The organism is Bacillus sp. SJ-10 (assembly GCF_002843505.1).
GTDB lineage: Bacteria > Bacillota > Bacilli > Bacillales > Bacillaceae > Bacillus > Bacillus velezensis.
Map to the genome: position 1 here is coordinate 3,498,421 of NZ_CP025258.1, position 18,621 is coordinate 3,517,041.

Below are 18,621 nucleotides of genomic sequence, written 5' to 3' on the forward strand. Positions count from 1 at the left end.
TTCTCTTCCTCTTATCTTCCAAGCATGTGAATCGCTTGCTGGATTTAGCACCTTGGCACTTTGCCTTCCCGCGGCAAAGCAAACCGGTTGCTGAGGTTTCAAAGGGCCAGTCCCTCCACCTCTCGTGATAAGAATATTGTTTTGTATTTTCTGATTGTTCTATATTAACGCACAATAAAATGGATTTCAACAACTTTTTATTTATCTGAACTCTCGCAAGAAGTGCACCTGAAGAAAGAAATTTCTAATAATTCATGGTACAATAGGAAAAAACCATCAAGATAAGAAGCGGCCTGGAGGAATGCGATGTGGCATCAAAAAACGGAATCATTCATGAGAAAAAACTTTTCTCCCATGAGCTTGAAGAGGAAATGACCGTTTTGGTCTACCTGCCCGCCACCTACTCCCCTCTCTATAAATATCATACGGTCATCGCTCAGGACGGCCATGATTATTTCAGATTAGGAAGAATCGGGCGGCAGGCGGAAGAGCTTATGTCAACAGGGGAAATTGACCGCTGCATCATTATCGGCGTCCCTTATAAAAATGTGCGGGAGCGAAGAAACACATACCATCCAGAAGGCTCTAAGTTCGCCTCATATAAGCGGTTTATCGCAAATGAGCTCGTTCCTTTTATCGACAAAGAATACCCGACTTATCAAGTCGGATACGGCCGCACGATGATCGGGGATTCCCTCGGCGGAACCGTTTCGCTCATGACGGCGATTGACTATCCGAACATGTTTGGAAACGTCATCATGCAGTCTCCGTATGTTGACGGGCACGTGCTGGATGCCGTCCGGCAGTCGGAGGATCTCAAACAGATTTCCGTTTATCATCAAATCGGAGAAAAAGAAACCGCCGTTCACACGACGGACGGCCAGGTTCTTGATTTCACCGCGCCGAACGAAGAGCTCAAACAGCTGCTGGAAAGCAAACAGTCCGAATACACGTATGAAACCTTCGACGGGGATCATAAATGGACCTACTGGCAGCCGCTCATCACGCCGGCGCTGAAAAAAATGCTGTAACCATTCATTTAAGGAGGGAACTTTCATGAAATACGGTATTGTTTTATTTCCATCAAAAAAATTACAGGATCTCGCAAATTCGTACCGGAAACGCTACGACCCGAGCTACGCGCTCATTCCGCCGCATCTGACGGTAAGAGATCCGTTTGAAGCGACAGAACAGGAAATCGAGCAGGTCGTATCACAGCTGAGACAGACGGCGAAAGAGTCGCATCCGCTCGTTCTGAAAATCACAAAATACAGCTCGTTTTCTCCTGTGAATAATGTGATATATATGAAAGCAGAACCGACGGAGGAATTAAAATCTCTGAGTGAGAAATGCTACTCAGGAGCATTATCCGGCGAGCCGGAATACAGCTTCGTTCCGCATGTCACGGTCGGCCAGAAGCTGTCGTCAGATGAACATTCCGACGTACTCGGACAGCTGAAAATGCAGGACATTTCCCACGAAGAAGTCATCGACCGTTTTCACCTGCTCTATCAGCTGGATAACGGCTCATGGACTGTGTACGAAACATTTTTATTAGGCGGAGGAGAATAAGCTGCTTGGAATCCATCATCGCAAAAACTGAAAAACAGCTGAACGACGCTTTTTTCGTCAGAAAAGAGGTCTTTGTTAAAGAACAGCACGTTCCGGAAGAAGAAGAGATTGATCAATTCGAGGACACGTCAGAACATATAGTCATATATGACGGCGGCCAGCCGGTCGGAGCCGGCAGATGGCGCATGAAAGACGGACATGGAAAATTAGAACGCATCTGCGTGATGAAAAGCCATCGTTCTTTAGGCGTCGGAGCCATCATTATGCAGGCGCTTGAAAAAGCGGCGGCAGCCAAGGGCGCCGACAGCTTTCTCTTACATGCGCAGACGCAGGCGGTTCCGTTTTACGAAAAACAAGGCTACCGCGTCACATCCGGCGAAGAATTTCTCGATGCGGGCATCCCCCATCTGGAAATGATAAAGGAACACAAACGATAAAATCAAAAGCACCCCTGTTTATAGCAGGAGTGCTTTTTTTATGAAAATAATACTATTTCATGAATTTTATTGCATTTTATGGAAGGTTAATGTATGTTTAGTATACGAAGTATTACAATTCATACAAAAAATACAATTCATATTTCGGAGGGATAAACATGACGGCACCAAAAGGAAAACACATATTCGGGACTGTTAAAGTGGGTACAAAAGGACAGATTGTCATTCCTAAAGAAGCAAGAGATGTTTTCGATATAAATCCGGGGGACTCACTGCTTATGCTCGGGGATGACCAGCAAGGTATCGCACTTGTAAAACAAGAACTCTTTTTCGAATTTGCAAAAGATATTTTAAACGCTAAGCAAATCGATGAAGATAGCGAGGATGAGTAAATGCACGCGATTGAGCTGAAGCAATTAACGAAACATTATAAAGAAACCGCCGCCGTTGACCGTCTTGAGTTCTCAGTTGAGAAAGGGGAAGTTTTCGCTTTACTCGGTGAGAACGGAGCCGGAAAAACGACATTAATCAGTATGCTTTGCGGACTTCTTTCTCCGGATGACGGTGATGCATCAGTGCTTGGACACAGTATTTTGACTGATTTGGATAAAATAAAACCGAAATTGAATATGTCCCCGCAGGAAACAGCCATCGCTCCTCATCTAACCGTACGGGAAAACTTAGAGTTTATAGCCGGAGTCTACGGAATTCCGAAAAAAGAAGCAAAAAAAAGAACAGATGAGATGCTCGAATTGTTTCAATTAAAAGAGAAAGAAAGAGCAAAAACAAAAACATTATCAGGAGGAATGCAGCGCCGCCTCAGCATCGCAATGGGAATGATCACCAAGCCGGATATTTATTTCTTAGATGAGCCGACATTAGGGCTGGACGTCCGTTCACGCCGCGAGTTGTGGAAAAATCTTGAGGCATTAAAGGGAGACATGACGATTATATTAACGACACACTATTTAGAAGAGGCTGAAGCCCTGGCAGATCGTATTTGCATTTTAGAAAATGGGACTTTAAAAGCACTGGGCACGGCGGAGGCTCTGAAAATGCAAACTCATTCAGCCACATTTGAAGATGCCTTTTTAGCGATTTGTGACGGGGAGGCGGGTCTTTATGCTTGATTTCGCCATTCGCAACCGCAAAGAAATTTTTCGTGACCCCCTGTCTATTATCCTTGGAATCGCACTGCCTGTTATTCTATTGTTTCTGTTTACGGCGATTGAAAAAAATGCGCCGCTTGATACCTTTAAAATTCAGCACTTAGCACCCGGACTCATTGTTTTCGGTTTCGCTTTCCTTACGATGTTCTCTGCATTGCTGATCGCAAAAGACAAACAGACCGCCCTTTTGACCCGTTTGTTTGCTTCCCCTTTAAAAACAGCCGATTATGTCATCGGTTATGCACTGCCGATGCTGCCGTTAGCCATTTTACAAATCGTCATTTGTTTTATCGCAGCAGCGGCTGCCGGTTTATCCGCCGAGTGGATGAATCTTCTCGCAGGTATCGCTGTCTTGCTGCCGATTGCGATGATGTCCGTTTTCTTCGGTTTATGTTTAGGGGCTGTGTTTACGGACAAACAAATTTCAGGTATCGGAACGATTTATATTACACTCGTGCAATTTCTGGGCGGGGCTTGGATGGAGGTGAGCCTGCTCGGTGACACATTCAAACATATCGCTTATGCCTTACCGTTTATTCACTCGATCGAGCTGGCCCAGGAAGTCATATCCGGAGATTATTCTTCATTTCATCAGCATATTTGGCCGATAGCGGGATATACCGTTTTGGCGCTTGCACTTGCTTTCCTCAGTTTTATGAAAATCAGGAAGAAATAAAAAAAGCCGGCACTCCGTAATGGGAGCGCCGGTCTTCTTTATTACGTTTCTTTCAGAAGGCTTATCGTATGCGGCAGCAGACGGTCATCCCCCGGACTGCCATGGCCCGGAACGACAATGCTGATGTCCTGATATCTTTTCATGACTTTGCGGACGGCGCGCGGCCACTGATCCGGATAAAAGCCCGGAGTAGGCACGATTTCCTTTGTTTCTAAAGCCTTGATTAAGCATCCGCCGAATAAGAGCTTATCCTCAGGCAGCCAGACGGTCATATTGTCTTCCGTATGCCCTTTTCCCGGATAAAACGTTTCAATTTTCATATCGCCAAACTGCAGCTTTGTCACGTTTTTCAAATCTCCGAGCGGCCGGTCATATCCCTGCTGTCGGGCGAAGTCGGCGGTCAGTTTCGTGCTGTGCACCTTTACACCGTATTTGTACAGGGTGTTCAGACCGCCGATACGATCATCATGGGCGTGTGTCACAATGGCATCGGTCATCCTTTTTCCGGGAAACCGCTTTTTTATTTGTGTCATTAATTGCTCTGTGAGACTGTCATTCCACGGAGTATCAATCAGTACGATTCCTTTGGAAGTCTCAAGAAGCAATCCGTTCGCAGGGACGGGACTTCCGTCTGCCGTACCGATGCTTGTATGCATCCAGACATGCGGCGCCAGCTGTGTGAGAGTGACATCTTTTGCTGCGGAGCCATCCGCCGCATGTGCCGGTTTCATTCCGGCAGTAAAGAGGCCGAATAGAAATAACCCCGCAATTAATAATGAAAGCTTTCTCAAATTGAATCATTCCTTTCCGCATCTTTCATATATACGACTCAAAAAAACCCGGATATTTCCGGGCTTTTTCACACGTATTGATTTATTAACCGGCCTTTTCCCATGATTTGCGGCAGACGGGAAAGAGAGCGCTTACGTTTTTCCTCAAGTACTTTCTTTTCTGCGGCTGCGGTGTTTTCCTGGCGGCGTTCCACCTCTCTGTACACCCTGTCATTGGCGAGGGCGGCTGCTTTCGTAATGCCGGCGTAATCAGGCTTATAACCCGCTGCCCGGTTTGCGTATTGAGAATACTGCTGGTTTTGAATCCGTCCTGCATAAATCATATGTACCCCTCCCCTTCGCTTTTCATTTCCCTTAATCTTACTTTTTGAAACGCGGTTCTTTTGTTATGATATTCTTTGTCTATCAAATGGATGAACACCTTTTAATGGGAGGACCCCTTTTTGAAATGCGCCCGAATGAATAACCGAACGATACATTTACATAAATATTCTAGAGAACATTACCAATTCCTTTTTGAAGAAGCTCAGAAAGGAAATATTTTTTGCGCACATTGTGAGCAGCCCGTCTTGATGCGGCTTTCGATTTTAGAGCAGCCGGCATTTTATCACCGGCAAAAGGGAGACTTCACCGCCTGTGAAAAAGCATGCGCGGCCGAGGAACCGCAAGCGGAGAAAGAAAAAGAAGAGTATAAGAAAGCCGGCATGTTCCGCCTGCCGAAAGGAAAAGCGATTTCAGAGAATCCGAAACCGATCGTCTCAGAATGGAAAAGCCCGAAAAAAGTGCCTGCGGCCGAACCGTTTTCACCAACATCCGAGGCGGCTGATACATCTTTGTTCCCCGGCATCGGCCTGAACCGTGAACAGATGAAGGCAGTTACTGAAACGGACGGACCTTTGTTAGTGCTTGCCGGAGCGGGAAGCGGAAAAACAAGGGTGCTGACAGCACGCGCCGCCCATATGATTGAACACCTCGGCATTTCACCTGAGAATATGCTGCTTGTGACCTTTACGACAAAAGCCGTCGCCGAAATGAAAGAGCGGATGGCGAATGAGTACGGTCTGGCAGCCGGAAAAGTCTCCCGTCTCGTGACCGGAACATTCCACAGCTTTTTCTATAAAATACTCTATCACTATGATTCTTCAAAATGGAACGGCAGCCAGCTTTTAAAAATGGAGTGGCAAAAAGAGCAATATGTGAAAAAGGCGCTCTATGAAGAAAATTTGGATGAAAAAGAGTTTCCCGTCGACCAGGCGCTTCAGCTTATCGGCTGCTGGAAAAACACATATCTCCCCCATGAGACCATTCCGCTTGCGGACGACTGGGAGAAAAAAGTGTACAGGCTCTACGAACATTACGAACGGCAAAAGCGGGAAAAACGGCAATTTGATTTTGATGACATGGCCCAAGGCTGTTATGAACTGTTTCAAAGCCGGCCTGATATTCTCGCACAGTACCAAAACAGATTTTCTCATATTTTGATTGATGAGTTTCAAGATATCAATCCTGTCCAGTACAACATTATGCAAATGATCGCAAGCCCTGAGAATAACCTGTGCTGCGTGGGTGATGACGACCAATCCATTTATGCGTTCCGCGGCAGCAGCCCGTCTTTCATTTTAGATTTTCAAAAGGATTATCCGGCTGCAAAGACCATTTACTTAACGGCAAATTACCGATCGCCGCATCCGATCGTCTCAAGCGCTCATGCCGTCGTAAAGAAAAATAAAAAACGGTATGAAAAAACACTTTCTGCCGTCAAAGACGGCGTTCACAATCCCGTGATATTTTATCCTTACGATGAAGAAGAAGAAGCGACCATGATCGTTTCGGATATGAAAGAGAAGATTCAAAACGGGGCGAGTCCTGACGACTTTGCCGTGCTTTACCGGACAAACAGCGCCGGACGGGCCATTTATGAAAGACTGCATCAATCATCGATTCCTTATCATGCCGACCGGGGCGTGCAGACGTTCTACAGCCGCAGAATCGTACGCCAGATCCTCGCCTACTTATATGCGAGTCAGAATGAAGATGATCCGGATGCGGTGAAAGACCTGCTGCCCGCCTTATTTTTAAAGCAATCCGCCCTGCAAACGTTAAAGGCGCTGTCAATCACGGAAGATTGCACGATGGTTAAGGCACTGACGAAACTGCCTGACCTGAAGCCTTTTCAAATAGGGAAGATCAAGCAGATCGTTCCGTTTTTCGCAAGCATCCGGACAATGAAGCCGGTTGAAGCCATCACCTTTGCAGAAAGCAAAATGGGTTTTTCCGAGTATTTAAAAAAACGGGGCAATGAGGGGAACAAACTGGAAAAAGGCTCTGATGATCTCAGGGATGTCAAAGTGGCCGCCAAAAAATTCAAAACGATTCCCGATTTTCTTGCGCATGTCGATCATATGCGCGCCGCTGAGAATCTGAAAACCGATGAAAACGGCGTCGAACTGCTGACCATTCACCGCTCTAAAGGTCTTGAATTCAATACGGTCTATATTTTAGGCGCGGCTGACGGCTCGATCCCCCATGACTTCGCGCTTGAGACGGCGAGACAGGGCGATCCCGCTCCGCTCGAAGAAGAAAGACGGCTTCTGTATGTCGCAATGACAAGGGCCATGCAGCATTTATATGTATCTTGTCCCGCGTACAGGCGGGGAAAAACAGCGCGCAGCTCAAGATTTCTCGAGCCCCTTCTTCGGACGGACAGACGGAGCGCACTCAGGATATAAAGAACCCGGCAGATCGCTGCCGGGTTCTTCTCACATAAAAAGGCCTTTTTAGCAAGGCCGGCTGATGCCTATTTATTGTTCAGCATTTTAGAAATGGTGCCAAAATCAAGTTTCTCTTTACCGCTTGTAATAGATTGAACGATTTTGTCTTCCAATTCTTTCGGAACACGCTTGTTAGCCAGCTGGGACACCTTCTGAATGACGCCTCTCACCGTGTTTTCATCTTTGAAATTGGCATTTTGCAATGATCCTGCAAGGTTCATGACATCCTTCATGCTGACGCCTGTTTTCTTCTCAATATTTTTGAAAAATTGATTATCCATGGTGTGCCTCCTTTTGTGGAGTAATACGATATTGTATGAATAAAGAGCGGAACATGTGCCCGTAAGACAAGGAAAAAATTCCGAGTGCCCCGTCTCTATACTCCTTCATACATCAGGGAAGCACGGGACTGAACGGTCCCGCGCTTATCCAAGGTCTTGCTAAGGTTTAGCCAAAAAAGGATGCACCGACAATGATCAGAAGGATGAACAATACGACAACAAGAACAAATGTTGAGCCGTATCCGCCTCCGACATAGCCGCCTCCGTATCCGCCGCAGCCGCCATAACCGCCGTAGCCGCCGCCGAATCCGCCATATCCGAATCCCATATCTAAGCACCTCCTTTACTCTCTATACTCTATGTGAGCCGACTTGTTTGGCTTGGATAAATGCATAGGGCCGGTGCGGATTTCATTCATTTTAGTGAGAATGCTCATTTTTCTTCAGTTTTGCTTCTGTTTCGGCGGCAAACACATCTATCCATTCCTCAAAGCGCGATCCCGCTTCATCAAACTCAAACAGCTGTTTTTCAATAGATAAGATATATTTGTCATGCTCCCGCTGGTTTTGATTGTGCCGGCGGTATTTACCGTTTATGAATGATTCAAATATATTCATAACATCCCCTCCTCCTATGATCTATGCCGAACAGAGGCCGGCGTTCGGCAAAAAACAAAAAAACCGGAAGTTCCGGTTTTTTAGAAAACGGCTATTTCGGTTTTTTCTTTTGGCCGCAGCCGCAGCCTTTTTTCTTAATTTTTTTTTCGTAAGGCTGATGCACAGTTGACTTGTATGGAGAATGTTGGGAAGGTTTGCTTGATTGATTCATGGTGATCCTTCCTTTCCTTATGTCATATATGCCAGTTTATGCCGAAAGTGACGGTAAGTTGCTGGTGGAACCGCCTTATTCCTGCAGAAGACGAGAAACCGCAGCTTCAATGATCCCGGCCGCGCCGGCGATGGCTAACAGCAAAATCAGCCATTGCGCAGCCTCGGGTACCACAATCTGGGCCGCAATTAAAAAGGCGGCGCACCACACGCCCGTACACCAGTAGCAGCTGAGAAGTTCACCGATAAATGCCCTGATGCCTTTTCCTTTTATGACAATGTAGGTTTCTGTCGTGCCGTCTGGTGCGGTTTCTGTTTTTTCCTCGTGAAAAAGGCTCCGAAGCGGCGCCATAATGGTGTCAAATACGAAAAGCCTGGCCAGCCGGAAAACGGCAAACGATAACAGAATAAATGAAAGCCAATTGATAACCACCTGTTCACTCCTTTTCAAAACTTGACCTCTTTATACATATGCGAAAACCCTGATCTTCATGAATCGCACCTTGTCCGATAAAAAAATAGGTGCGATTTAGTTGTTTTTCTTATTCCGCTCGGCGTTTCATTTGCATTATATAAAGTATGAATGAGAAAGGAGTGAAGGTTATGTCGTTTGAAGAAAAAGTCGAAACACTGCAACCGCAAATATTCGAACAATTATCCAACGAATTCGAGCAGAAGATCGAAGTGATTGATTGCGAAAATGTCACAATAGATACAACACTTATAACGGCCGCTCTTTCAATACAAGCTTCAGTTACTACGGCGATTATCCTTGCGACACAGCTCGCGATCGCAGATGAAGACACAGCCGACCAAATGGCAACCGAACTGCTGATCCTCGATCATTGCCAAATAAAAAAGCGAACCCTCATTCAAGTCATTAACAGCCGCAATGTCAAAATCACACTGACAGCAGACGATATCATGGCCTTTGTACAAACTTTATTTCAATTATTAAATATACTTTTTGCTGAACTAGACATCCTTTAACCTTTCTTTTCAAATATTTAAATAGAGGTGAGAACAAATGGCAGATAACGAAAAATTAAAAAAAGAACTCGAAAGTCTACCAGAAGTGGATCCGCTTTTAAAAGTGCTTGTCAGCAATGTCTTCAAAAAACACGGCGTGACAAAGGATAAAATGCGGGATATCCCTGATGAAGAAAAAGAAATGCTGATCGCATTAGTCAAAGACATGCAGGCGAAATCAGAAGCTTTTCTTGAAAGCCAGAAACAGAAAAAAGAGCAGGAAAAAGCGCAAGAACAGCAGACAAATCCGCAAACCCGCAGAGAACAATTAATCGAACAGCTCCGGCAAAGACGCCAAAATCCCGGTCAATAACTAAAAAATAGTGATTTTTATCAGGATAGATGCCTGAGTCAAAGTAAGGGGCCGGCTCATTTAATATTAGTAAAAGAAAAGGAGGAATAGATATGGAAAGCAGACCATACTCTTGGGTTGCACTTGATCCTGAATGCGAACATCCGCGAGAAGAAAAAGAAGAAAAAGAAGGCAGAAGATGCAGTGTTTGCTGTAACGGAAACGGATTCGGCGAAGATAATGCCTTCATCGACCAGGACCTGGCTCAAGCGAATCTCAACAAACAAGTTTCTGAAGAAGCGATTATTATCAGAGACTCTTGTGATATTAACGTAACGTCAACAGACGTTCAGGCAGTCGCTTCAGTCATGACAGCTCTTAATGCAGCAGTCGTAACGGCCACTCTCACTTCAATCGCTGACGGAGTCATCGCTGAATTGGTCGCACAAGACTTATTGCAGCTAACAGCTAACAAACAAATCAACCGTCAAAAACTGCTCATCGAAAACTCCCGCGGCGTAAACGTGACAACAGTAGATGCCGATATCGCAGTGTTGATCTCAACAGCGACAAATACACTGGTTGCCATCTTAGTCATCACCCTGATCCTCTAAAAAGAAAAAGCAGAGCTAAAAATGCTCTGCTTTTTCTTATTTTCTCCGCATATGATGAATATATAGACGTTCACCCACACCAAGTGAGGCTCGCGTACATATGTTGTTAAAGACAAAAGTCAAATACCCTAAAAGAAGGAGCTGAAATCCATGAGCTGCGGAAAACACCATGGCCGAGATGAAAGTTGTGTATGCGATGCAGTCGAGAAGATTTTAGCAGAACAAGAGGCTGTTGAAGAACAATGCCCGACTGGATGCTATACCAATCTGTTAAGCCCGACGGTTACCGGTAAAGATACCATCCCGTTTCTCTTGTTTGATAAAAAAGGCGGTTTGTTCTCCACATTCGGGAACGTCGGAGGATTTGCGGATGACAGCCAGTGCTTCGAGTCTATTTTCTTCCGGGCAGAAAGAGTTTGTGATTGCTGCGCAACGCTTTCAGTATTGCGCCCCGTAGATGTGCACGGCGACACCCTCAGCGTCTGCCATCCTTGTGACCCGGATTTCTTCGGTTTAGAAAAAACAGATTTTTGCATTGAAGTTGATCTGAGCTGCTTCAGCGCCATTCAATGCCTTTCACCGGAGCTTGTTGACCGGCCTGAGCCGCACAAAGAGAAAAAGCATCACGGATAGTCATTGATTCGCATCTTTCCTAAAGAAGAATCCCCTTCCAACCTTCTATTACAGATGCAATCATCAGCCCGCCCGGACTTCCGGGCGGCTGACTCTCCGATATCGTTTAATCCGGTATATAAAACGTGAAGTCAGGAGGGATATTATGAGCAAGCATACAACATACTGTGTGCGTGAAGCGGTAGAAAATATTGAAGACCTGCAAAATGCGGTTGAGGAAGATTGCCCGGCCGGATGCTATTCCAACCTTTTATCGCCGGGTTTTTCATTAGGCGATACAGTGCCGTTTGTGCTTTTCACTTCTAAATCATCACCGTTTACCGCATTCGGAAATGTCGGCGAGCTGGATAACGGTCCGTGTTTTAACACCGTTTTTTTCAGAGTTGAAAGGGTCTGTGACGGCTGTGCCACATTAAGCCTGCTTATTGCTTTTGACGAGCATAAGCACATTCTTGATTTTACAGATAAAGACTCTCTCTGCGATGTATTCCGTTTAGAAAAAACGAACTATTGCGTTGAAGTCGATCTCCATAGCTTCTGTGCCATCAATTGCCTGAACCCGAGACTGATCAACCGCACACATTCTTAAATCAAAAAGCATAAAAATAAGCTGCCGGATTAAAGAATTCAGGCAGCTTTTTGTATGGTTAAAATCCAAGCGGATGCAGCGAGGTAATATCGTCTATCGCGAGTTCTGCCGGCGCTCCGTTGCTTGTCGTCCGCAGGAAGATCGCATTATTTTTTCTGCCGACGATTACGCCTCTGTAGGTTTTCCCGTTGGCTTCTATCAGACAAAGGGTCCGCGGCATATTATGCGGCAGCTTCGTTAAGAAATCAATTTTTTCAAGAATGGACATTCTGCTCATCGGCTTTTTCACGCGCTTTGGCGGAACCTTTTCCTCTGGGGCGGCATTGTGAACCGCTTCAGGCTCTTTTTCAGCGGTATCAGGCTCTTTTTTAGCGGCGTCAGGCTTGGCAGTGTCCTGCTCCGCTTGCGCCGGAACTTCTTGAACGGCTTCTTCTGTGCGGCTGTGCTGTTCAGGCACTTGCTTTTCTGGTTCGACAGCCACTGCTCCTTCAGGCTGAGTTTTACATTCTTCCTCCCGCTTTTCATGCATCGGCTCTTCTTCCGGCGGCTGAGGCGCTTTCCTTTTTTTGATTAATATGTCCTGCATTGATGATTGCGTGTCTGAATAATCCGCCTGAACAATATACATGAGCGGTTTTTTTTCCGCGTTTCTGTTTTGTTTTGACATCTTCATCCCTCCGATTCTGTCATGTTTTATTTATATGACGGAATGATTAAAATCAGAAGAAAGAAAAAAGCAATCCCTGAAAGGGACTGCTTGTTATTTAACGAGCGGTAATATGGAATCCTGAATCAACGTGAAGATTTTCGCCCGTGATGCCTCTTGACAGGTCACTGAACAAGAATGCAGCCGTGTCGCCCACTTCTTCAGGTGTTGTCGTGCGGCGCAGCGGCGCGCGCTCTTCAATTTCTTTCAGGATAGAGTTGAAATCACTGATTCCTTTTGCAGACAGCGTACGGATCGGTCCTGCTGAAATGCTGTTGACGCGGATGTTTTCTTTTCCTAAGTCAGCGGCTAAATATCTGACGCTCGCATCAAGAGACGCTTTTGCCACACCCATTACGTTATAGTTTGAAACGACGCGCTCTCCGCCGAGGTAAGTGAGTGTAACGATGCTTCCGCCTTCAGTCATAATCGGACGCGCCGCTTTTGCAACCGCTGTCAGAGAGTAAGAACTGATGTTATGCGCAAGCAGGAATCCTTCGCGGTTCGTATTTAAATATTCGCCGACAAGCTCTTCTTTGTTTGCGAACGCGATACAGTGCGCGATGCCGTGAATCACGCCGACCTGCTCTTTAATGCTCGCAAAGCAAGTTTCGATCTCAGCGTCATTTGTCACATCACACGGAAGGATGATGGAATCATTTCTTTCTAATGTAGCCGCAAGGTCATGAACTGATTTTTCCAAGCGCTCTCCCGCGTAAGTGAAAATGAGGCGCGCTCCGGCTTCATGCAGCGAACGGGCGATTCCCCATGCGATACTGCGTTTATTGGCAACGCCCATCACAACGATGTTGCGGCCTTCAAGTGAGAAATTCATATGTATAAAGCCTCCTGTAATCGTCTTAAAGACATAGTTTTAGTACCTGATCTTAATTTTTATCATATCATAACCTTGTCCAGATTGAAAGCATGGGAAAAAGACCGCGGATGTTGAAGCGGTCTCTTTTTTATCTCGTCTGCAGACTGTTCCTTTTAAAGGCAAAATGATTGGTCGGGCCGTGTCCCTCTCCGATGCCAAGCGTATGTTCCACGGCTTCCCGCACAAAATTGACGGCTGTCTCAAACGCGGTCTGAATGTTTTTCCCCTTTGCCGTTTCCGCCGTCAGCGCGGCTGCGAACGTGCAGCCTGTTCCGTGGGTGTGTTTGGTGTCAATATAAGCGTGGCTGATTTGGGTAAAAGACGAACCGTCAAATAATAAATCAACGATTCTCCCCTGTTCAGGCTGATGTCCGCCTTTTATGATGACATGCTTTGCACCAAGCTTGCAAAGGCATTCGGCCGCTTTTTTCCGGTCCTCAAACGTTCGGATTTCCATTCCCGTCAATACCTCAGCTTCCGGAACATTCGGCGTCACCGCATAGCTGCGCGGAATTAACAGCTCTTTTAACGCGGCCTGAGATTCCTCACGCAGCAGGGAAGCGCCTCCTTTGGCAATCATGACGGGGTCGGTGATGACATGATCAAGCCCGTACTGATCCGTTTTTTCCGCAATTTCCGCAATCATTTCCGCGCTCCACAGCATTCCCGTTTTTACAGCGTCAGGCCGCAAATCTTCCGCCACCGCGTCAATCTGGCTGCCCAGCGCTTCCCGGGTGAGCGGATAAATGCCGTGAACGCCCAAAGTGTTCTGGGCGGTTACCGCTGTAATGGCTGACATCCCGAAAACGCCGAGCTCCTGAAAGGTTTTGAGATCCGCCTGTATACCGGCACCGCCTCCTGAATCTGATCCGGCAATCGTCAATGCTTTGCATATGCTCATGATGTTTTTCTCTCCTTTCGCATTATCCGATCCATTTATGATAAAAGGATTTCGCTCTGCTGATATCACTTGTGCCGTGTATTAATGCTCTGCCGTCACGAAACAGAACCATCTTGAACTTGTCTGTGCAAAACGAAATTAAATACGGGTTGGCTGAAACATCAAGCCCTGTCCGTCTGAGCTGTCCTGCAAGTTTTTGCAGATCAAACTGTTCGGAGATCCCCGTTCTGATCTGCACCGTGTTCCGCCCGCACAGAACCGCCGCTTTTGTCTGATTTTCATAGGATAAAAACGGATAATCGTTTGTGCCGCAGCTTGGGCAATCAGCCGACTTAAGACGGGCGACGTTTATTTCTGACCGTTCATTTTTCCATAAATCAAAGGAACGGAGAACATGCTCGATAGATCCGCCCGTTAACAGCTTCAGCGCATCTGCTGCCTGAAAAACGGCCGTCTGCAATACAGCCGGGCTGATGATTCCCGCCGTATCGCATGTCATACCGCCTAAAGGCAATGTCTCAAGCAGACAGTGAAGGCACGGCGTGACACCGGGAATGACGGTAAAAGAGAGCCCGTAGCTGCCGACACAGGCGCCGTACAGAAAGGGAATCCCTTTCTGCACAGCCGCATCATTCACAATCAGCCTCGTTTCAAAGTTGTCGGCGGCATCCACGATGAGAGAGGCGTCACGAATCAATCCGGGTGCGTTTTCCGCAGTGACATCCATGACAAATCCCTCGACCTCTACATCACTATTTATAGATCGAAGCCGTTTTTCAGCCGCCGCGGCTTTCGGCATTTCCTGTCTGACATCGTCTTCGGTATAAAGCTGCTGGCGCTGGAGATTACTCCACTCCACATAATCTCTGTCAGCGATCGTTACCTTCCCGACCCCTGCTCTGACAAGCATCTCCGCACTTGCCGTCCCAAGCGCACCCGCGCCGATAATCACGGCATGAGACGACCGGAGCTTCTCTTGGCCGGAGGGACCGATCGGCTGAAACAGCTCCTGTCTGGAATATCTGTCCGTCATACCGGAAGACCGTCTCGCGGACTGCTTGCAGTTCCGTAATCTTTCACCGGAATTCTCCCGGCTTCATAAGAAAGGCGGCCCGCTTCTACGGCAAGCTTCATCGCCCGGGCCATCTTGACCGGATCATCAGCGCCTGACACAGCGGTATTTAACAGCACGCCGTCAGCCCCGAGCTCCATCGCGTAGGCGGCGTCTTTTGAAGATCCGACGCCGGCATCGACAATGACCGGCACCTTCGCCTGTTCAATGATAAAGGATAGATTCAGCGGATTTAAAATTCCCTGACCGGAACCGATCGGGGAAGCGCCCGGCATAATGGCATGCACTCCGAGCTCCTCAAGACGTCTTGCGAGCACGACATCGTCTGACGTATACGGAAGCACGATAAATCCCTCTTCGAGCAGCTGTTCTGATGCTTTCAGCGTTTCAACCGGATCAGGCAAAAGTGACCGGCTGCATCCGATGACTTCTACTTTTATCATGTCACAAAGCCCTGAAGCTTTGGCAAGCCTTGCGATTCGGACCGCCTCTTCAGCCGTTGCGGCACCGGCCGTATTCGGCAGAAGCGTGTATTTAGACAAATCAAGCTGTTCGAGAAAGTTAGGCTGAGACTCTTCAAAGATGTTCATCCGCCGCACCGCAAAGGTTAAAATATCTGATTCCGAGACAGCCACCGCCTCTTTCTGAATCTCAAAACTCGGATATTTTCCCGTTCCTAACAGCAATCTTGACTGAAACTGTTTTCCGCCTATTGTTAACATCCTCATCCGCCTCCTACAAAATGGACAATTTCTATGACATCGCGGTCACACAAACTTGTATTTTCATAATTCTTTTTTTCAATGATTTCTTTATTTCTCTCCACAACTACGATTCTTTGATCAAGCTGGTACGATTCAAGCAAATCCTGAACCGTCCCCTCATTTCGATTCCAATCAATTTGTTTTCCGTTCAGCTGAAGGATCATATATGAACAGCCTCCTTGCGATCAATTCGAAACGCTTCTTCCCATTCCTGTTTAATCTGTCTTTCCAGGATCATATCCCGCACCATTTCAGCCGTTGCCGGCGCCAACAGGATGCCGTTCCGAAAATGGCCGGCGGCGAAGATGATGCCGCTGTCTTCAGGATGCCGCCCGATAAACGGCTTTCCGTCTCTTGTTCCCGGCCTGAGACCCGCCCAAAACCGGTCTATTTTCATATGTTCGATGGCGGGAAGCATTGTTTTCGCTTTTGCAATGACGGCCTCAATTCCTCCGATGTCAGGCGTATCGCTCCAGTCGCCCTGTTTCATCGTGGCGCCGATGACAAGCCGGCCGCTTTTTCTCGGGACGACATAACAATGATCATGGTAAAGGGTTTTGGTCAGCGGGGTATCGTCATTCCACACGGAAAGGCATTCTCCCTTCACAGGAAAAAAAGGCTGTCCCAAGCCGAGCTGGCTGAAAAACCGGCCGCTCCATACACCGCTTGCAACTGCGACTTTGTCAGCATAGACATCCCCGCCGGATGTTGTGATGCAATATTCTCCGTTCACCCGTTTTACGGAGGTGACTTGTGTATGCTCATATATGTGAGCGCCATAGCGCCGCGCTCCTTTTGCATACGCTTTGCAGACATAGTACGGTTCGACATGGACATCGTCTTTTATAAAACTTGCGCCGAGAATGTCTTTTGAAGCGTAAGGCTCTTTTTCAAGGGCATCTTTCGCTGAAAGCCAGGTGACGGAAGGCAGATCATCCATCTTCCGTAGACGGGCGATATCTTCTTCGGTATACGCCAGTTTAAGCATTCCGCCGTTATGGCGCCTGATGTCAATGCCGCAAGCTTCCTCAAGCTCTTGCCCCGCCGCTTCATACAGCCTTTGACTGTGCATGGCAAAATCAAAAAACGCATCCCGGTTTTCACATTCCGCATGAGCGCCCAGCATTCCCGCGGCAGCGCTTGTCGTTTTTCGGCCGACTTCTCCGGCTTCAAACAAGACAACGTTCTGCTGCGTCTTCGCCAGCTCATAAGAAATGGCGCACCCGATAATTCCGCCGCCGATCACCGCTGTATCATAGTGCTTCTTCATAATCGGCCTCCCTTACCGCGCGTGCATACCGTTTTGCCGCCTCCTCAGGATTTTCAGCTGAGAAAATACCTGACATGACGGCAATTCCGTCCGGTTTCGCCTGCTTTGTGTGTCCGATCGTCTGCATTGTCATTCCGCCGATTGCGATGACGGGGATGGAAAGCGTGCGTTTGATCTCTGAAAGCAGGCTGATGCCTCTTGCTTCAAGTCCTTGTTTACATTCGGTTTCAAATACATGGCCGAACACCACATAATCCGCATCTTCCTTTTCAGCTTGGATAGCTTCTTTCAGCGAATGAACCGAACGTCCGATATGAAGATGGGGAAATCTGCTTCGCACCTGCTTTACGGAAAAGCTGCGGGACGGAAGCTGAACACGGTGTATGTTGGCAAAAAGCGCGATATCCGCCCTGTCATTGATAATCAATTTGTCCTTATCCGCACCGCCCTTTTTCAAAAGGGACAAAAGCTGCATGATCTCTCCCGCTGTTTTATCCCGCTCACGGATATGGATAAAGCTTACTTCGCGCTGAATCGAAAGAATATCCTCGGCAAGCTCGGCAACGGGTTTGCGATTATCAGTTACCGCGTGCAGCTCCAAAAGATTCCACCTCTTTTCCGCCCTTCTCGGACCAGCCTTCTTTTTGATAGGCCATTCCCCAAAATTGATATTCATAATAGCTTGAAATCACAAAATTCTCTTTCATTTTCGCGCGGATGTCCTCTGTGCTGTTTTCAGCAATCTCGTCGAAACGGCTGATTTGTTCTTCGACTTGCTGTCTGAACCAGTCTCCGCCGTATGTACCGATCCATTTTTCATAAATCGGATGCTCCGGTTTGCACTCTTTTAAGTGTTCGCCGACTTCATAATAAAGCCAATAACAGGGCAGAAGCGCAGCTAATATTTCTCCAAAATTGCCGCTCATCACCGATCTGTACATATGAGACGTATAAGAATAGGCGGTCGGTGCCGGTTTAAATGCCGCACGCTCTTCTTCCGTAATCCCTAAAAGCTCCGTAAACTCGCGGTGCAGCGCCATTTCCGCTTCATATGTCCCTTGAGCGTGGCCCGCCATCCTGCCCGTCGTAAACAAGTCTTCGGCATATGCGGCGCCGAACGCCTGAACTTTTGCAAAATGCGTCAAATAGTAGGAATCTTGCAGCACGTAATAGCTGAAACGGTCTATCGGCAGGCTTCCGTCACCGATTCCCGTTACAAACGGATGAACAAAACTTCCGTCCCACCATTCGGCAGCCGCCTGTCTGCATTCTTCAGAAAATGTCATCATGTCTTCCCCCCTGATAAAATAAAAAAACCACTTTCCCGCATCGGAAAAGTGGTTTGGAATT

At 47.2% G+C, this 18,621-nt stretch carries 27 protein-coding genes and 1 riboswitch; of the genes, 12 read left to right on the forward strand and 15 right to left on the reverse strand.

Annotated features, from left to right (window positions below):
- Nucleotides 1-8: 8 nt before the first annotated feature.
- Nucleotides 9-134, reverse strand: a riboswitch (SAM riboswitch).
- Nucleotides 135-308: 174 nt separating this feature from the next.
- From CXL14_RS17185 to CXL14_RS17210, 6 genes are all read left to right on the forward strand, one after another.
- The gene (locus CXL14_RS17185) at nt 309-1,031 is read left to right on the forward strand and encodes an esterase family protein (RefSeq protein WP_014417445.1); all 723 of its coding nucleotides are present in this window, start codon (nt 309-311) and stop codon (nt 1,029-1,031) included.
- 25 nt (nt 1,032-1,056) lie between these two features.
- Nucleotides 1,057-1,572 carry a YjcG family protein gene (locus CXL14_RS17190; RefSeq protein ID WP_003154969.1) on the forward strand — a complete coding sequence of 172 codons (516 nt, stop codon included), beginning with the start codon at nt 1,057-1,059 and terminating at the stop codon, nt 1,570-1,572.
- Between the two features lie 5 nt (nt 1,573-1,577).
- Entirely contained in the window at nt 1,578-2,009 is a 432-nt protein-coding gene (locus CXL14_RS17195; RefSeq protein ID WP_014417444.1) for a GNAT family N-acetyltransferase, read from the forward strand.
- A gap of 158 nt (nt 2,010-2,167) precedes the next feature.
- Nucleotides 2,168-2,401, forward strand: a complete 234-nt coding sequence (locus CXL14_RS17200) for an AbrB/MazE/SpoVT family DNA-binding domain-containing protein (protein ID WP_007409078.1) — start codon at nt 2,168-2,170, stop codon at nt 2,399-2,401.
- A complete protein-coding gene (locus tag CXL14_RS17205) occupies nt 2,402-3,139 on the forward strand; it encodes an ABC transporter ATP-binding protein (protein WP_014417443.1) in 738 nt (245 codons plus the stop codon). It begins immediately after the preceding gene.
- The gene (locus CXL14_RS17210) at nt 3,132-3,854 is read left to right on the forward strand and encodes an ABC transporter permease (RefSeq protein WP_014417442.1); all 723 of its coding nucleotides are present in this window, start codon (nt 3,132-3,134) and stop codon (nt 3,852-3,854) included. The genes CXL14_RS17205 and CXL14_RS17210 overlap by 8 nt, the downstream gene beginning before the upstream one ends.
- A gap of 41 nt (nt 3,855-3,895) precedes the next feature.
- Here CXL14_RS17210 and bla read toward each other — a convergent pair whose 3' ends face one another.
- Complete coding sequence (gene bla, locus CXL14_RS17215; protein ID WP_014417441.1) at nt 3,896-4,645, reverse strand: subclass B1 metallo-beta-lactamase; 750 nt, start codon at nt 4,643-4,645, stop codon at nt 3,896-3,898.
- A gap of 68 nt (nt 4,646-4,713) precedes the next feature.
- Nucleotides 4,714-4,968 (reverse strand): hypothetical protein, encoded by a 255-nt coding sequence (locus tag CXL14_RS17220; RefSeq protein WP_014417440.1) that lies wholly within the window; start codon nt 4,966-4,968, stop codon nt 4,714-4,716.
- A 120-nt stretch (nt 4,969-5,088) separates the two neighbouring features.
- Between CXL14_RS17220 and CXL14_RS17225 the strand changes: the two genes are divergently transcribed.
- Nucleotides 5,089-7,374, forward strand: a complete 2,286-nt coding sequence (locus CXL14_RS17225; protein ID WP_014417439.1) for an ATP-dependent helicase — start codon at nt 5,089-5,091, stop codon at nt 7,372-7,374.
- A 68-nt stretch (nt 7,375-7,442) separates the two neighbouring features.
- On the opposite strand, the gene CXL14_RS17230 is transcribed toward CXL14_RS17225, so the two are convergent.
- The 4 genes from CXL14_RS17230 to CXL14_RS17245 all read right to left on the reverse strand — a co-directional run bounded on the left by CXL14_RS17230 (nt 7,443) and on the right by CXL14_RS17245 (nt 8,957).
- Entirely contained in the window at nt 7,443-7,697 is a 255-nt protein-coding gene (locus tag CXL14_RS17230; RefSeq protein WP_003154986.1) for a sporulation-specific transcription regulator SpoVIF, read from the reverse strand.
- Nucleotides 7,698-7,863: 166 nt separating this feature from the next.
- A complete protein-coding gene (locus CXL14_RS17235) occupies nt 7,864-8,025 on the reverse strand; it encodes a YjcZ family sporulation protein (RefSeq protein WP_007610678.1) in 162 nt (53 codons plus the stop codon).
- Between the two features lie 91 nt (nt 8,026-8,116).
- Nucleotides 8,117-8,314: a hypothetical protein gene (locus tag CXL14_RS17240; RefSeq protein ID WP_014417438.1), complete on the reverse strand. Its 198-nt coding sequence runs from the start codon at nt 8,312-8,314 to the stop codon at nt 8,117-8,119.
- Between the two features lie 286 nt (nt 8,315-8,600).
- Nucleotides 8,601-8,957 carry a DUF1360 domain-containing protein gene (locus CXL14_RS17245; protein WP_014417437.1) on the reverse strand — a complete coding sequence of 119 codons (357 nt, stop codon included), beginning with the start codon at nt 8,955-8,957 and terminating at the stop codon, nt 8,601-8,603.
- Between the two features lie 170 nt (nt 8,958-9,127).
- Between CXL14_RS17245 and CXL14_RS17250 the strand changes: the two genes are divergently transcribed.
- The 5 genes from CXL14_RS17250 to cotZ all read left to right on the forward strand — a co-directional run bounded on the left by CXL14_RS17250 (nt 9,128) and on the right by cotZ (nt 11,681).
- Entirely contained in the window at nt 9,128-9,514 is a 387-nt protein-coding gene (locus tag CXL14_RS17250) for a spore coat protein (protein ID WP_101287883.1), read from the forward strand.
- 37 nt (nt 9,515-9,551) lie between these two features.
- Nucleotides 9,552-9,866: a hypothetical protein gene (locus CXL14_RS17255; RefSeq protein ID WP_014417435.1), complete on the forward strand. Its 315-nt coding sequence runs from the start codon at nt 9,552-9,554 to the stop codon at nt 9,864-9,866.
- A gap of 92 nt (nt 9,867-9,958) precedes the next feature.
- Complete coding sequence (gene cotX / locus CXL14_RS17260) at nt 9,959-10,459, forward strand: spore coat protein CotX (protein ID WP_014417434.1); 501 nt, start codon at nt 9,959-9,961, stop codon at nt 10,457-10,459.
- Between the two features lie 150 nt (nt 10,460-10,609).
- A complete protein-coding gene (locus CXL14_RS17265) occupies nt 10,610-11,092 on the forward strand; it encodes a CotY/CotZ family spore coat protein (RefSeq protein WP_003154995.1) in 483 nt (160 codons plus the stop codon).
- A 145-nt stretch (nt 11,093-11,237) separates the two neighbouring features.
- Nucleotides 11,238-11,681, forward strand: a complete 444-nt coding sequence (gene cotZ, locus CXL14_RS17270; protein WP_003154997.1) for a spore coat protein CotZ — start codon at nt 11,238-11,240, stop codon at nt 11,679-11,681.
- A gap of 58 nt (nt 11,682-11,739) precedes the next feature.
- On the opposite strand, the gene CXL14_RS17275 is transcribed toward cotZ, so the two are convergent.
- The 9 genes from CXL14_RS17275 to tenA form a co-directional block, all read right to left on the reverse strand.
- Nucleotides 11,740-12,348 (reverse strand): CotO family spore coat protein, encoded by a 609-nt coding sequence (locus tag CXL14_RS17275; protein ID WP_014417433.1) that lies wholly within the window; start codon nt 12,346-12,348, stop codon nt 11,740-11,742.
- A gap of 97 nt (nt 12,349-12,445) precedes the next feature.
- Nucleotides 12,446-13,222: an enoyl-ACP reductase FabI gene (gene fabI / locus CXL14_RS17280; RefSeq protein WP_003155001.1), complete on the reverse strand. Its 777-nt coding sequence runs from the start codon at nt 13,220-13,222 to the stop codon at nt 12,446-12,448.
- A gap of 130 nt (nt 13,223-13,352) precedes the next feature.
- Nucleotides 13,353-14,165 carry a bifunctional hydroxymethylpyrimidine kinase/phosphomethylpyrimidine kinase gene (thiD, locus tag CXL14_RS17285; protein WP_014417432.1) on the reverse strand — a complete coding sequence of 271 codons (813 nt, stop codon included), beginning with the start codon at nt 14,163-14,165 and terminating at the stop codon, nt 13,353-13,355.
- Nucleotides 14,166-14,187: 22 nt separating this feature from the next.
- Entirely contained in the window at nt 14,188-15,198 is a 1,011-nt protein-coding gene (gene thiF / locus CXL14_RS17290; protein WP_014417431.1) for a thiazole biosynthesis adenylyltransferase ThiF, read from the reverse strand.
- On the reverse strand, nt 15,195-15,965 hold the full coding sequence (gene thiG / locus CXL14_RS17295) for a thiazole synthase (protein ID WP_007610655.1): 771 nt from the start codon (nt 15,963-15,965) through the stop codon (nt 15,195-15,197). The genes thiF and thiG overlap by 4 nt, the downstream gene beginning before the upstream one ends.
- Nucleotides 15,962-16,165: a sulfur carrier protein ThiS gene (gene thiS / locus CXL14_RS17300; protein WP_007409096.1), complete on the reverse strand. Its 204-nt coding sequence runs from the start codon at nt 16,163-16,165 to the stop codon at nt 15,962-15,964. Before thiS ends, thiG begins: the two co-directional genes overlap by 4 nt.
- A complete protein-coding gene (gene thiO / locus CXL14_RS17305; protein WP_014417430.1) occupies nt 16,162-17,271 on the reverse strand; it encodes a glycine oxidase ThiO in 1,110 nt (369 codons plus the stop codon). Before thiO ends, thiS begins: the two co-directional genes overlap by 4 nt.
- Complete coding sequence (tenI, locus tag CXL14_RS17310) at nt 17,255-17,872, reverse strand: thiazole tautomerase TenI (protein ID WP_014721002.1); 618 nt, start codon at nt 17,870-17,872, stop codon at nt 17,255-17,257. The genes thiO and tenI overlap by 17 nt, the downstream gene beginning before the upstream one ends.
- Nucleotides 17,850-18,557, reverse strand: a complete 708-nt coding sequence (gene tenA, locus CXL14_RS17315; RefSeq protein WP_015417218.1) for a thiaminase II — start codon at nt 18,555-18,557, stop codon at nt 17,850-17,852. Before tenA ends, tenI begins: the two co-directional genes overlap by 23 nt.
- Between the last annotated feature and the right edge of the window lie 64 nt (nt 18,558-18,621).

Bases quoted from the DNA above. Each gene is read 5' to 3' on its own strand.
- thiG (WP_007610655.1), bottom strand. From the start codon at position 15,965: ATGAGGATGTTAACAATAGGCGGAAAACAGTTTCAGTCAAGATTGCTG.
- CXL14_RS17255 (WP_014417435.1), top strand. From the start codon at position 9,552: ATGGCAGATAACGAAAAATTAAAAAAAGAACTCGAAAGTCTACCAGAA.
- thiD (WP_014417432.1), bottom strand. From the start codon at position 14,165: ATGAGCATATGCAAAGCATTGACGATTGCCGGATCAGATTCAGGAGGC.
- CXL14_RS17250 (WP_101287883.1), top strand. From the start codon at position 9,128: ATGTCGTTTGAAGAAAAAGTCGAAACACTGCAACCGCAAATATTCGAA.
- CXL14_RS17275 (WP_014417433.1), bottom strand. From the start codon at position 12,348: ATGTCAAAACAAAACAGAAACGCGGAAAAAAAACCGCTCATGTATATT.
- CXL14_RS17210 (WP_014417442.1), top strand. From the start codon at position 3,132: ATGCTTGATTTCGCCATTCGCAACCGCAAAGAAATTTTTCGTGACCCC.
- CXL14_RS17235 (WP_007610678.1), bottom strand. From the start codon at position 8,025: ATGGGATTCGGATATGGCGGATTCGGCGGCGGCTACGGCGGTTATGGC.
- CXL14_RS17240 (WP_014417438.1), bottom strand. From the start codon at position 8,314: ATGAATATATTTGAATCATTCATAAACGGTAAATACCGCCGGCACAAT.
- CXL14_RS17190 (WP_003154969.1), top strand. From the start codon at position 1,057: ATGAAATACGGTATTGTTTTATTTCCATCAAAAAAATTACAGGATCTC.
- thiS (WP_007409096.1), bottom strand. From the start codon at position 16,165: ATGATCCTTCAGCTGAACGGAAAACAAATTGATTGGAATCGAAATGAG.
- CXL14_RS17205 (WP_014417443.1), top strand. From the start codon at position 2,402: ATGCACGCGATTGAGCTGAAGCAATTAACGAAACATTATAAAGAAACC.
- fabI (WP_003155001.1), bottom strand. From the start codon at position 13,222: ATGAATTTCTCACTTGAAGGCCGCAACATCGTTGTGATGGGCGTTGCC.
- thiF (WP_014417431.1), bottom strand. From the start codon at position 15,198: ATGACGGACAGATATTCCAGACAGGAGCTGTTTCAGCCGATCGGTCCC.
- CXL14_RS17200 (WP_007409078.1), top strand. From the start codon at position 2,168: ATGACGGCACCAAAAGGAAAACACATATTCGGGACTGTTAAAGTGGGT.
- cotX (WP_014417434.1), top strand. From the start codon at position 9,959: ATGGAAAGCAGACCATACTCTTGGGTTGCACTTGATCCTGAATGCGAA.
- CXL14_RS17265 (WP_003154995.1), top strand. From the start codon at position 10,610: ATGAGCTGCGGAAAACACCATGGCCGAGATGAAAGTTGTGTATGCGAT.
- CXL14_RS17220 (WP_014417440.1), bottom strand. From the start codon at position 4,968: ATGATTTATGCAGGACGGATTCAAAACCAGCAGTATTCTCAATACGCA.
- tenA (WP_015417218.1), bottom strand. From the start codon at position 18,557: ATGACATTTTCTGAAGAATGCAGACAGGCGGCTGCCGAATGGTGGGAC.
- cotZ (WP_003154997.1), top strand. From the start codon at position 11,238: ATGAGCAAGCATACAACATACTGTGTGCGTGAAGCGGTAGAAAATATT.
- CXL14_RS17230 (WP_003154986.1), bottom strand. From the start codon at position 7,697: ATGGATAATCAATTTTTCAAAAATATTGAGAAGAAAACAGGCGTCAGC.
- thiO (WP_014417430.1), bottom strand. From the start codon at position 17,271: ATGAAGAAGCACTATGATACAGCGGTGATCGGCGGCGGAATTATCGGG.